Annotated in this window: 6 protein-coding genes; all 6 read right to left on the bottom strand. The window is 66.7% G+C overall.

Features of this window, described 5'->3' with window-relative positions:
* Positions 1–46: 46 nt before the first annotated feature.
* The 6 genes from ACI8AX_RS12100 to ACI8AX_RS12075 all read right to left on the bottom strand — a co-directional run bounded on the left by ACI8AX_RS12100 (position 47) and on the right by ACI8AX_RS12075 (position 13,560).
* Complete coding sequence (locus ACI8AX_RS12100; RefSeq protein ID WP_456550062.1) at positions 47–1,636, bottom strand: SIR2 family protein; 1,590 nt, start codon at positions 1,634–1,636, stop codon at positions 47–49.
* A gap of 938 nt (positions 1,637–2,574) precedes the next feature.
* Positions 2,575–3,009, bottom strand: coding sequence for a hypothetical protein (locus ACI8AX_RS12095; protein ID WP_456550061.1), 435 nt, complete (start codon positions 3,007–3,009; stop codon positions 2,575–2,577).
* On the bottom strand, positions 3,006–3,977 hold the full coding sequence (locus ACI8AX_RS12090) for a hypothetical protein (RefSeq protein ID WP_456550060.1): 972 nt from the start codon (positions 3,975–3,977) through the stop codon (positions 3,006–3,008). The genes ACI8AX_RS12095 and ACI8AX_RS12090 overlap by 4 nt, the downstream gene beginning before the upstream one ends.
* Positions 3,978–4,247: 270 nt before the next feature.
* Entirely contained in the window at positions 4,248–7,475 is a 3,228-nt protein-coding gene (locus tag ACI8AX_RS12085; RefSeq protein WP_456550059.1) for a TM0106 family RecB-like putative nuclease, read from the bottom strand.
* A gap of 779 nt (positions 7,476–8,254) precedes the next feature.
* On the bottom strand, positions 8,255–11,506 hold the full coding sequence (locus ACI8AX_RS12080) for a hypothetical protein (protein ID WP_456550058.1): 3,252 nt from the start codon (positions 11,504–11,506) through the stop codon (positions 8,255–8,257).
* On the bottom strand, positions 11,503–13,560 hold the full coding sequence (locus ACI8AX_RS12075; RefSeq protein WP_456550057.1) for an AIPR family protein: 2,058 nt from the start codon (positions 13,558–13,560) through the stop codon (positions 11,503–11,505). The genes ACI8AX_RS12080 and ACI8AX_RS12075 overlap by 4 nt, the downstream gene beginning before the upstream one ends.
* Positions 13,561–13,562 lie beyond the last annotated feature (2 nt).

Raw genomic sequence — 13,562 nt, 5'->3', positions numbered from 1 at the left:
CGACCACGACTCACTGGAGTGAGCCCACGAGCGCCGCCCTCCCGTGTCAGGCGCCCAGGCGACCCAGCAGGCGGATCGCCTCGTCCCATCCCGCGCGCTGTCGCGCTTCGGCAGGGAGCTTCGCGAGGTCGGCTGCCAGACTGCTGAAGCGCTCGGCGACCTCGCGCTCTTCGTCAGTGCTCAAGAGCTCCCGATAGCGCGGGTCCAGTAGATGAGCGGTACGCGAGGCAGAGAGCATCGCGACCCGGTCGAGAAATATCTCGAGCTCGCGTCCGGCGGCAATGACGTCGCCCACGTCGTTGCCCAGGTCCACGTACTGGAACTCTGGATCCCACAGCTGAGCCCGGACAGGATCCGCTCGAAGGCTGAGGACCGTACCCAGAGCCCGAGGAGCCGCGCTGGGGTCCTCCGTCAGCTCGGCGACCTCATGTACGAGCCGGATCACGTTGTCATCCGTCATGGAGGCACCCACGACCAGCAAGTGCTTGGTCAGGAGAGTCGTCTGGAGCACACCTCCGAGCGGCCGGCGGGTTGCGTCGTAGCGAACGAACGAACGCCGGTCGAGGACGATCGACTCCGGCCGCTCCACGTCGCCATGGAGCTTCAGAAGCCACGGCCGACGTCCCAGCTCGTTGCCGAGCTCGTCGGACTTGGAATCCGGCAGGACGACGAGCATCTCCTCCTTTCGGATCTCCCGGACCGCGGTCTCGTAGAGTCGGTCGAAGTTCGTGGTGATGACCTGGTCGGCGTCCAGCGCCGCCAGCAGCGCGTGGCTCAACGCGTATCGAGCGGGCCGCCCGATCGCCTCGGCTACATGAGCTCCCAGTGGGTTCTTCCGCCGCTCCGACTCGGGCAACTCTTGCTCTCGGCGCTCTGCCGCTCGGCGCAGCAACTCCGCAGCGTCGAGCGGCCCGAGGTCGGAAAATCCGGTGCCGGTCTCGAGCTCCACGCGCTCGGCCAACACTGTGAGCAGCCCAGACCAGGTGGGCAGCCCGGCCGCGACTCCAGTTCCGGCGCCCATGAACACCGCCAACTGTCCGGCGCGAGCCAATTGACCGAGCCGCTCGGCCTGCGTCTCGCGCGCCGCTTCGAGGGGCCGGCCGTGGTCGGCGGCCCGAAGCGATTGCAGCGCGGAGTAGTCCGACGGGTTGGCGGCGACCAACACCACGTCGAGCCCGAGCCGATCGGCAGCGTCCTGCGCGACCTCAAGGAGCCCGTGGATGACCAGCCCACGTTCACCATTGAAGCCACCTCGCCCCACGCCCATGACCGGCATGGCCACTCGGCGCGGGCGCCCCAGTTGCGGCTCGGTCGCCCCGGCTTCAGCAACAGCGGCTAATGCCTGGCGCGCCCCGTCGAGAAGCCACGACACCGGCTCGCCGAAGTCGGCACCCACGGCAACGAGCCAGCGCCGGACACCGTCATCGACGCCCTCCATTGGAGGCACGCGCTCGACGCGGTGATCAGCGGTGAGCCGCGGGAGCTGCCGGTGGCGAGCGGCTCCTTCAGCTTCGGTCCAACCGAAGACGGGCCAGAAGTGAGCCCCCACCCCACCGTGGTAGTCGGTTGAGATGAGAACGTCGTCATAGACGAGCGACTGCAACGTTCCGGGGACGACGAAGACGTGACCTGTCACGGAGGCCATCCTGGACGACCTGCGACTGAGCCTGCTGAAACAGGAGCCGTGTCTCTTCGGCATCGCTACGCCTGCTCCTTTGCAACTTCGCTGGCCTCTAAGGGGCCCTTGTCAAGCCCGGGCGGCGACGCCGCAGTCGTGGCTGCCCCATGTACTCGAGGGCCTTGCGGACGACGGTGAGCGCCGAAGTGGCCAGGCGTCCTCTGGCGGGGACCGCTCAGGACCAGCCGTCTCGGCTGCCCGCGCGAAGCCGTGACGTTCGACCAAATCAAGCGGCCGCGGGCGCGCATGATGCCCGCCCAGCCGTCACTCCAGCGCCTACTCGCAGATTCCGCACACTCCTGTGACCGGCAGCTGGGTGTGGCACCCGGAGCAGAAGCCTCGGCGAGTACCTCTGGGCGCAGCAGTCGCCGCCTGTCGGTCGGTGGAGTGGGCGTGCTGCTGCCGCGCGGCCCGGATCGTCCGGACCTGATCGCGGCACTGCCCACATCGCGGCGGTTCCCCTGTCACCCTTTTCATCGATCCGCAGAGCCCACAATGACCGTTCATCGTCCTCTGATCCCGAGAGGACTCCATGCGAGCCGACTCGAGCTCTTCTGCGATCGTCCGGACTCGTTCGCCACCGCCCGCGGCCATCACCTTGTAGGACGGCCGTTCGTAGTTCAATCCGGACATCGCCGCTGTCGTCCGGGAGCAGCTCGGTGGGACACCACTGGATCTCCTCAGAGGACAGATTTGGTAGTCGTCGGCGCGCGCAGCGAGCATGGCACGGACCGATCAGCCAAACGAGCCGAGCGACCTCTGCAGCTTCAGCTGGTTCCTGTTGCCATCTCGATGAGATGGCAACACGCTGACCTCGCGCAGCTGACTTCGACGTCCTCGGCGCCCCGAGCCGAACTTCCTCGCCGAGTCGCCGGTTGAGCGTCCCTCGGCAGCAGCTACAGCTCCCAGACGTGGTCCGGGTCGTCGAGCGCCTTACGGACCTGGCTCAGGTCACCGACATCGGCGAGCGGTGACGACTTGGCCAGGTCCACGATGCCCTGGAGCGCGGCGGTGACGGCCGTCCCGTCGCCGCCGGCCATGGCGTCATCGAGATGCCGGAAGAGCCCGTCGATGGTCTTCGACCGCTCCGCGAAGACCTGCTCGAAGTACTGCCTGAGCAGCGAGCTCGACTCCTGGATTCGAGTGACCTCGACCGTCGCGTAGGCGTCGATCGTCGCGCGCTTGGTCTGCTGCTCCTCACGCAGTCGGAGATAGTCGAGCGTTCCGTCGATGACACCGTTGAGGGCACCTAGTGCATCGATGGCGCGCGGCGCGGACTTCCCCGCCGGCGGTAGCACGTCACCTTCGATCGGCTTCTTGGCTGCCGTCACTTCTGCTCCTTGTACTTGAGAACTACGCGGGTCACGTCCGAGTTGATCTGCCCGTCCTCGCCGATCAGGGCCACCTTGCACATGTCGCGGACCGCGAAGGTCAGAGAGATCGCGCGCTGGAACTCGGCGGCGTGCTGCGCCGGGTCGAAGTGCAGTTGCTCCAAGGTGGACAGAGCCTCCTGACCTCGTTGCACCAGCCCCGTGAGGACCCCGCTCACTTCTGCGAGTCGCGCGTCGAGGGTGTCCAGAGAGGAACGGAAGGCCACCTGCTCCTCGACCGCGACGGCGACCTTCGCCTCGTACTCCTTCGCCTTGGTCATTGCCTTTTCACCCTGCGCATTCAGAGTGAGACCGCCGATGAGCATCGTCGGGCCTATGGTCACCACGCCGAGAGCAGCGGTTCCCAAGGCGACACCTCCCCCGCCGGCCGCCAGGGATCCCCCTCCGAGGTAGGCCATGGTGGCGCTCTGGGCAGCGGCTCCGGACAGCGAACTGATGGCCGTCCCAGTGCTCGCGGCCCCCAGGGCGGTGACGGCGCCTGGAATGCCGGCATAGGCGCCCGCGCCGGTCAAGGCGGCGATCCCGGCGCCCTTGATCCAGTTGACGTCTGCCGTCAGCGCACCGGCGAAGGCCTCGATGTCCCGCTGTTCGGCATCGATCCCGTCCAGCAATTGCGCAGCGCTCTGCTTGACCTGCTTATGGTGCCGCTCGATGAAGGAACCCATCCGGTTGACCACCAACCGCCGAGCGTCGTCCTGCTCGCGCCCGTACTGCTGTATGCGCTCATTCGTGTCGCTCACACGGCCTTCGGTCATGGATGTCGACTTGTCGTAGCGCTTCCGAGCCGCCTCAGCGATCGACTGAGCATCCTTCATCTTGAGTCCGCCGAGAACGCCGGTGACCACGCCACCGATTCCCGTGCTCGCGCCCAAGCCGATGAGGGCGAGCGGGATGAGAGGCAGGACCACCGTTGCACCTCCGAGATGCGTTGACCGACTATCCGTTGACGTATTGGCTCGTCATCACAGTGAGACACGTTCGTCGACGATGGACGGCAGCCACGCCAACCGGCCGACGACGCATTCCTCCGCTCCACCATCGGACCCACGGACATCACGCCGCACGGGCCCCGACTCCGCGCATGAGCGTCAGCAGGTGGACCGCCGACCGGGTGACAAGACGGTCGAAGCGTTCACCGTGCGACTGCTCATGCGATGTGGCTTCTGGCAGCCCGGGCGTCAGCGGACGACGGTCGCCATCTCGACGAGTCGACACAGCGCGTTGACCTGGCGCAGCTGCTCCGGCGTCCGTACAGCGGCGTCGAGCAGCTCCTCGCTCATCACCACGACGGCCAGCGCCTTGGCGCGGGAGACGGCGACGTTGAGCCGGTTCAGGTCGTAGAGGAACGAGATCCCGCGCGGGGCGTCCTCGGCGCTGGTCGAGGTCATCGAGTAGACGACGACCGGCGCCTCCTGCCCCTGGAACTTGTCCACGGTCCCAACCCGGGCGCCGGCCGGCAGCAGGCCGCGGATGCGGGCCACCTGGTTGTTGTACGGCGCGACCACGAGCACGTCCTCCGGCCCGATCAGCGCCCGCTTCCCCGCCGCGTCGACCCAGCCGACGCCCTGCAGCGACCGCCACAGCTCGGCGACCGCCGCCGCCTCGTCGTCCGACGCGGCCGCGGCCGGCCTGGTGTGCGCGACGAACCGAACGGCGAGCCCGCTGGCCCGGCCGTCGACCGCGATCCGCTCCCGGCCGGCCGCCGACTCCAGCCGCCCCTCGTACGCCAGGTCGGAGACGAACGCAGTCAATGCCGGGTGCATCCGGTAGGTGCGGTCGAGGAACACGCCGCGGTCCTCCGGCACGGTCGGGTGCCCCTCGAGCAGGTGCTCCAGCGCCGACACCCCCGACTCCCCCGGGTGCACCGCCTGCGTCGGCTGCGCGAGCTGCTGCGGGTCGCCGAGCAGGACCAGCGACCTCGCCGACCGCGCGACGGCGACGGCGTTGGCCAGGGAGAACTGCCCGGCCTCGTCGATGACCAGCACGTCGACGGCCTCGGCCAGGTCCGGCCGGCACCAGAACCACGACGTCCCCCCGACCAGGGTCGCCGACCCGTCGAGCAGCCGGGAGGCCACATCCGCGGCGTCCTTCGACCACTCCACGCCCGGCGCGCCGCAGGCCTGGTGCTCGTCGCACTTCTGCAGCGCCGGCCGGTCGACGGCCTTCAGCACGTTGCCGATCACCGCGTGCGAGGTGGCCGTGACGCCGACCTTCTTGCCGGCGTCCAGCAGCTCGCGGATCAGCCGGGACGCCGCCCGCGTCTTCCCGCTGCCCGGGGGGCCCTGCACGGCGAGCACCTGCCCGTCCAGCGCGGCCCCGAGCCGGACGACGGCGTCGCCGGCCTCCTCCCCCGGCAGCCGCCGGCAGTCGGCCGGGACGGCCCGGTCGAGCAGCGCCCGCGGCAGGCACGACCGGCCGGTGAGGACGTCGTCGGCGGTGGCCGCGATCGACTCGCGCATCGGCTTGTCGTCCAGCGGCCCCTCCGGGCCGAGACCGCGCACGGACTCCGGCGCCTTGGTGCTCTTGACGACCACCCGGCCGCCGACCGGGTCGATCTCGCGGACCTCGCCGACCCGCGCCCGGGTGTCGACGTCGAACGCTTTCGATCCGACCGAGAACTTGGTGTCCTGCGCCGGGAAGGTGAGCTCGTACAGCTTGCTGCGCTTCTCGGCGCCGATCTCGACGGCCGCGGAGAGCCCGCCGAGCGCCGTGCGGTCCTCGACGAGCTGCTCGTCCTCCAGGTCGCCGCGGCTGAAGAACTCCCACCAGCCGGGCCGGGCCTCGCGGCGGTGCCACTGCACCAGGTCGCCGAGCAGCGCCTGGCCGGCGGTTTGCAGGTGCTCGACGAGGGCCAGCTCGGCGACCTCGGCGTCCGACCGCGGCGCCGGGGCGTCCAGCTCGGACAGCACCGGGCGGGGCAGCTCGCCGTGCGCGGTCTCCAGCTCGGTGCGCTGGGTCTCCAGCCAGTCGTGCAGCTCGCGGGTGGAGTCGACGTCGTCCTTGTTGTAGTTCTCGATGGCCTGCAGCCGGGCCGGGTCGCGGTCGGCGAGCCACTTCTCGTACTCGACGACGCTGGACATCGCGTCGGCGACGTCGCCGGTGTGCTCGCGCCCGTAGAAGGCCTCGACCTTCTTGATCGAGTAGGACTCCTTGCTGATCCGCATCGACTGGCGGACGACCGGATAGAGGTCGACGAACCGCTCGGCGCGCAGCAGCTGGTCGAGCTCGGCCTCGCGGACGCCGTAGCGGCCGGTCAGCCGCTTGAGCGCGCTGACCTCGTAGGCGGCGTAGTGGTAGACGTGCATGCCGGGATCGGCGCGCCAGGCGTCGACGATCCGGTCGAGCAGGTCCGCGACCATCCGGCGTTCCTCGGCGGCGTCGTGCGCCCAGAGGGCGGAGAAGCGGCCGGCGCGGTCGCCGAGGCCGGCGAGGTACTCCAGGCCGGCGCCGTCGCCGGAGAGCGGGTCGCCCTCGAAGTCCAGGTAGAGGTCACCCGGGCTGGGGGCTGGCAGCCGGAGCAGACCCTGCGCGGGCTGCGGGTCGAGGAGGGTGCGGGTGGGCGCCCCAACCTGGCGGCCGCGGAGCTGCTCGCGTGCCTGGTCGCGCAGCCGTTCGCGGCTGCCGCGGCCGATGCCGGTGGTCTTGAGCGTGTCGTCGTCGGCGGCGGCGAGCTGCTCCAAGGTGGTGACGCCCGCGGCGAGCAGGCCGGCGCGCTGGTCGCGGCGCATGCCGGCGACGAGGCTGAGGTCGTCGGCGGTGCGCAGCTCGTCGGCGCAGCGCGGCTGCCAGGAGCACCGGTCGCAGTGGGCGATCGGCACCGGACCGGTGGACGGCGGCGCGGCCACGAAGCCCTCGAGCCGGGCGCGGGCTCGCCGGGTGTAGGCGGCGACGTCGACCAGCCGCCAGGGGCGGGCCTCGCCGTCGCCGGTGACCACGCAGATCCGCTCCGGCACGCGGCCCTGCAGGGCGGCGAGCCGGTCGGCGTAGGTGGCCATCTGCAGCAGCGCCGGCACCTTGATCCGGCGGGCGAGCTTGGCGTCGGCGACCTCGTAGGACCAGTCGCCGAGGTCGGACGGCTGCTCGACGCGCAGCAGGAAGTCGGCCTGGCCGCCCCACGTGCCGTCGAAGAGCGTGGCCTGGTGGACGACGTCGACGCCGGCGCGCATCGCCTCCAGCGTGGCGGCCTCGGAGCGCTGCCCCTGCAGGCGGACGACGGTGAGGCCCTGCTCCTCGAGCGACTCCAGGTAGCGCAGCTCGTGGGCGATGCCGAGATCGGCGATGAGGACCGTCTGGTCGTCCGTGCCCTCGGCGAGCGGCTGCAGCCGCGCCTCCGCCACCGCGAGGTTCAGAGTCGTCAGGTGGTGGCACTCCTGGTGCCGGGTCAGGTCGCTGGGACTGAGGACCAACCGTCCGTCGCGGCGGTACACGGCTCAGCTCGCCGTTGGTCGAACGGCGGCGGGCAGGGCTTGATACGGCAAACTTCCCCCGTGGTGCGCGTGTGGAGCGCGTTGAGGCTGGCATGTCCAGCGGCCGGCCGGAAGTCTCCTCGCCGTCAGGCGGCGTACGACATGGCGGCGGCTCACCAACCGCCCATCTCAGTTGCGGGTTGGATCCACCGGCGTCACCCTGACCGCCCCGAGCAGTTCACGCGCAGCTTGGCGCGGCGAAAGACGTGCGCCGGCCCAGTGGCGGGTGCGACGTCAGCAGCCTTGCCGCCGCCGCACGCTCGGTATGTGCGGGCTGAACTCGGCCATGCACCCGTGACGTGAACGGTCTCGACACCAGCTACGCCCCATTGCCGATAGCGCCAGCCGCTCCGCCCGAAGTCGATCGCCCGTTTCACCGATGGGGGTTTGACAACCGACGTGGGCATTTCCCCCCGGCACCGGCGAGATCGGGGACTGCTGCACGAGTAGGCGACAGGTCGGGTCAGCCGGCCTGAGCTGCCGGTGTGCAGGTCACTGTCTCGTATTCGATGGCCTTAAGGCGTCCGAAGCCGCTTGCCGACGGCGGCGGAGGTAGATCTGCGATCGAGGTGGCGATTGCAGGCCGACACGCTTGTCGAGTGGCTTGGGCTCGGCGATCGAGCTACCGGAGGATCCTTCGCGCAAGCCGAGACCGGTGCTCGGCCCAAGTGCCACAACCATTTACACCCGCGCCACGACCGAACGCTACAGAATTCAGGTCACCAGTCGAACGGCTCGGCGAGCAACTCCTCGTCTCCAAGTTCTACGATGCATTGATTCACATTGAGGTCGACGGTCACACGAATCACGTCCCCGACTTTGACATCATTCTTCTTGAGCCAGGCCGCATAACCGTAGTTGAAACTGCCAGAGAACCGCAACTGCCCCACACTTTCACCGTCCAGGCCGTCGACCACCTCTAGGCGCGCGCCGTCCAAGGTGTGCCTCTCCCAGTCGTTAGACATGACACCGGAATAAAGAAAGCTGGGCGTGACGCGCCGCGCGAACCAAGGCCGGCCCGTCGCCGTACGACCCACGATTCTCGTTGCGTCAATCTGCGTCGTACGGGCCTTTGCCTCAGCCTGCACCTCGGCAACTTGGCGATCAGAGACCCGAGCACCGCGTAGACCCCAGACGTTAGGACCGTAACGCTTGATGAATTCCCCGTAGGTGATGAGCACTCCCGCCGTACCTGACGACATGCCGGCGCCTACGCACGCAGCGATGAGACTGTTCCTGTCCATCACCGGCGGCTCTTGTGCTCGCAGGAGCTCGACCATAATCGCCTTCTCTGGCCCGAGACTGTCTAGAGGCAGAGTTGAGACAGCTGTGATGCAATCATCCTCGAGGACATGGAAGGCCGGGTGGTCGACATAGAATTCACTAAGCACTGAGATTTCTGGCGCGATTAGAGACTTAAATCGCTCGCCTCCGGTCGACGCTCGCCAAGCGAAGGCGCGCGCCACACCCTCGTGCATGTCCTCCAACGATTGCGGCTCGAGCACCGAGAGAATGCGAAGGCTAACATTGACTAGCCTGTTTCTCCCGGAAGCGTGGTCCATCCAGAATGACCCCGAGGAGAGCCTATGTACAGCGGGGTCTCGCTCAAGCATCGCTGCCACCAAGCCCGACTCGACCGTTCCTTCACCGGACTCCTGAAGTCGCACGGCGACGTGCGCCGGGGTGGCGACCCCAAGAAAACCTGAGACGGCCCGGGCGGCCGTGCGGATCTTGTTGACATGTTCAAGTTCGGCCGCCGCGCCGATCCACTCACCATCCTGCTCCAAGTCGAGGGTCCGGCCGGAGAGCTTGGCCAAAGCCACGAGTGCACGCGCAGACCAAGAATCGCGGCGAGTCAAGCCCGCGGCAACGAGCGCTGCGTCCAGCTCCGCTGTAGTCGTCGGAGTCATGACGGCCAGCAGATCCAGACATTGGTCCACGGCGGGAGCCCACACCTTGCCCTGCGGCAAGCTGCGCTCCAAGCGAGTCTGGACCTGGCGAACACGCTCCCGGGTCACCCCAACGAGCGCCGCCGCCTCATCCAGAGTTCCCGGATCAGAACCGTCAAGACCGAGTCGGCGCACGAAAACGGGGAGCCAGCGTTCCCGTCCTTGTCCTAAAGCTCCGCTGAGGATGTCTGCGGCCTCGTCCTCAATTCGCTGCCCACCGCGCAGCTCGCATCGCGCGTCAACCTCGAACACCACCTGCTGCAGCCAGGACCAGCGACGCTTGTCACGCGCTCCTCGCTGTAAATAGCGCTCCAAGGTGTCGGAGTCGTCGTCGAAGAGATCTCCGAAGCGGCGATCATCACGCCGGATAACATCCGCGTAGTCGGGGACATGCGGGGCTTCCGACAGCATCTCGTCATCGTTTACACCCGCCATGGAGGGCTCCGCCGACCGGTAGGCGATATCGAAAGAGCCCCCACCTTCAAGCACTTGGTCCAGACAGGTCGCAAGATCAAAGAACGAGACGGCGCCGAAGTGACGGATGTCGAAGATGTCACCGACAGTCGCCTCCGCGAGTCCATGAAGGACCCCTTCTGCTCCCCCGAAGCACCGAAGGAGTGCATTCCGTGTTCGGGCACGCAGCGGCAGCCGTTCGAAGACGGCCGCAGCTTCGGTTAAAGAGAGGTGGGCAATGCAGTCGGCCTGGGCCCTGGAGAGAAACAGCTCGCGCCGGTTCGACTCGTTTTGGAGGTCAGAGAACGCCACCGGGAAAAGGGGCGCCGCATTGTCGTCGGCCTCTAAAAACCGACTCTCCCATGGAGAAGCAGGATTGACCGGCAGGGAGGCCAATAGCGAAGCTGGCAGAGCGCCTCCCGGCAAACATCGGCGCAGGACTCGGGGGAGGACGGGCGAGCCGACTTCCTGCCATACAAGGATTTTCGGAACGGATGGTTCGACGACCGCCTCCGCCGGAAGCCGCGTCGGCGCCCACCCTTGGCCGGCGGCCGGCAGGGCCACGGTACCGTCGGAGCTCTCCAGCACTTGGTCAACGCATACCATCAAGTCAAAGAATGACATGGCTCCAAAGTTGCGCATGCCCATCAATTGACCGAAGCTGGTATTGGCCAACCCATGGAAGACCTGCGTCGACTCTCCGTACTCTCGAAAGAGAACGTTGCGGGTCCGCTGACGTAACGGCATGGATTCGTACAGGTGGCCCACGTCCGCCATTGACAGTCCTTGCAGAGTCGCCACTTGCCCTTCGCTGACGACCCGCTTGTAGGGGTTTCCGATTGCGAGGACTTCTGCGAACGCGTTGTTGAATTGGATGCTCTCTGGCGCACTCCAGGCCTCCGGGAACCTGCTGGTCCAAGGCGACGTCACGTCTAGAGGGAGGAGCTCGGTAAGTCCACTAGGGAGAACGCCATCGGGAAGTGCGCGTCGCAGCAGGGTCGGAAGAACGGGAGCGCCCGGGGCTAACCAAGGGAGCACAGGCCCTCTCCACTCGTGTACGACGACGGCCGCCGTGTCCTCGGGGGGATTTGACAAGGACACCGGGTCGCGACTGACCGGGTGGAGCACCGCCGCGAGGTCAGAGGCCGTCAGGACGCCGCCGATGACGAGCCGGATGCGCCGGTTCGCGTTCCCAGTCCCGATCGGCTTGGTGGGGCTGGAGGCCACCGCCCGCTGCCCATCGGCGATGATCAACCGAAGCTGTCTTGTGTCCACACTCGGCCTGAGCCCGAGCGGCCACTCGAGGGGCAAGCGACGCGCTTCGACCGGCAAGGCCTGCGCCGGCTTGCTCTCGAGAGTGATTTCGAGGACGTCGCAGGCCCGCTCAGCCACGCGATCAAGCAGGAGTTCCAGCGCCTCGTTGTAATCCGGATTTCGTGCAGCGCCGCTCGATAGCGCGCCCGACCTCGACTCAATCACCACCGCGGGCCGGCCAGCCACCAATTCGATCGACATGTCGCAGGCAAGCTCACGACCATCCCTGGTGCACAACCGGAAGTACTGCGTCACGCGTGGTCCTGGTCAAACGAGGCGGGAAGCGGCACCTGCGGCCGAAAACCCAACCGGAGCGCCTCCTGCATAAGCGCGATGCCCTGCACCGCCTGCTTCGGCGAGGGGTCAACGGCCCGACTCGCGCGCTGTCCCAGGCTGAAGGCCAACCCTCGCTGCCACGGCGCCAAGGCATTCGTCTGCTTGGCCCAGTGGGCGCATTCAAACCAAGCATCAGCAGGCACTGCGGAGGCTGACGCAACGGTCGGCTCCGCGCTCGCCTCCGCCGACACTCGAGCCGCCTCGGCATCGGCAACGCGCCGAGCTCGAAGGTCCACCAGCTCGTCTGCTAGCGCCGCGGGAGTAGCCCACTTGATCGCCTCGACCGCGGTCCAGGCTTCGGGCCTCTTGCACCACTCACCAATGTTGGCAGCCCGCGGCGGGTTAGTAATCGACGCCTGCACCGGAACGCAAAGAGAAGAAATAGCCGACTCCAACGCAGGCGACAGGCCCTGGCGACGCCAGATGTCGTCGAGGTCGATCCGCGTGGCCGTCGCATTAGCCAACTTGGCTATCGTGTAGGTGACGATGTTCGCACGGTAGCCGCCGAAGTTCTTTCCTGAGACAATTCGTTCGGTTTCGCGGAAGAGGATGGCCTGCGCAATCATACGCTTGAAATAGACTTCATCGACTCGCGGCCGAGACTTCGTAGCCATGCGATCCATGAACTCGCGGAAGTTCTTCTCCGCCCCTCGGCTCACTAGGTGGGGCAGCTGCTCCCACGTAGTGACAAATTTGGCTAGGTCCGTCTTGGTGAACTTCTGCTTTGTGGGATGCGAGAGCTTGAAGGCTTTCTGGCGAGCCGGCGTACGCTGCCGTGCCAACTCATCTGCGTATTGTCCGCGAGCTCGCTCGTAGAACCAGCGCGTCTCTTGGCCGTCACCGGTGGGACTCGGAGCCCAGACGGCGCGGGAGAGCTTCTCTACGTCGACGTGGAAGGGGTTATTAGCACTGAAGTCCGCCGTGGTGACCTTGTTCTGAGTGTTGGAGTACTTACTGATTTGTGGAACGATCTCATCGAGCTTTTCGGGTGACACCACGGTCACCTTCGCCTGGACAAAGACCGACGACACGTCCGCACCGTCCCTTTTGACCGCACTATGAACGGACGCAGTCGTCTGTCCGCCGTTCACGATCTGAAGGTCATGCAGCCGGATGATAGACTTCCCGTCTTCCGAGAACTCGACGCGGCTGGCCGTTGCCGAGATCCCATTATTGTAGGCCAGAAATCGCTCGGGCGTTTTGAGAATCGACTCACGGATACCTTTGTTAACCGCACCCTTGGTCTGCAGAAAGCTACGGACGTTCAACTCAAGCAGTCGAGTGCCGAATTCATCGTAGAGGCTAGCAAGGACCGGGCCGGGAACGATGGTCAGAAGGGCCGAATAGTCGGTATCCGTAACGGGAGTGCTAAGACATGGCAACCCAGCGCCGAATCGCTGTGCGAAGTCGACCATGATTGGCTCGTGCAACGTCCCAGAAGTTAGTAGGCGATGCAGACGGGCGATGTCCCAGATGTTGTAGTTATACTCAATGCCGTCCACAGTTTCGGGGCGGACGCCGCGCACCCGAGTGGTGGCATTAGTGAAGAGGAAGAATCGAACGCTCGTTGCGGCCTTGAGGGTCCGCTCGATATCTTGGACCATATCGAACACAGGTGACGAATCGTCGACGTCGAGGCGGTACCCGTTGCGGCACTTGGTTATGAAGCTTTTGAGCCGCTTGGACAGGGTCTCCAACTCGGACGCGGGCAGTGTTGGACTAGCGACGTCATGTCGGAAGTGTGTGATGAAGACATCCACCCGCGACTCGTCCTCGGCAATGGCGTAGCCACTCACTTCCACGCCGCGGGCGCGGTGATAGCACACCAACCCGTCATCGAGCTCACCTGCCTCGGTGAGGTGCTCAATCATGCGTTGCGTGAAGGCGTCGGGCAGTGTGACATCGGTTGCCTCAGCCGTAGCGAGCACGTCTTGGACGAGCCCGTCCCCAAATTCCTCCAGGGCGCTGACCATCG

The sequence above is a fragment of the Blastococcus sp. SYSU D00813 genome, assembly GCF_054050735.1.
This window is presented reverse-complemented; position numbering and strand designations above follow the sequence as displayed.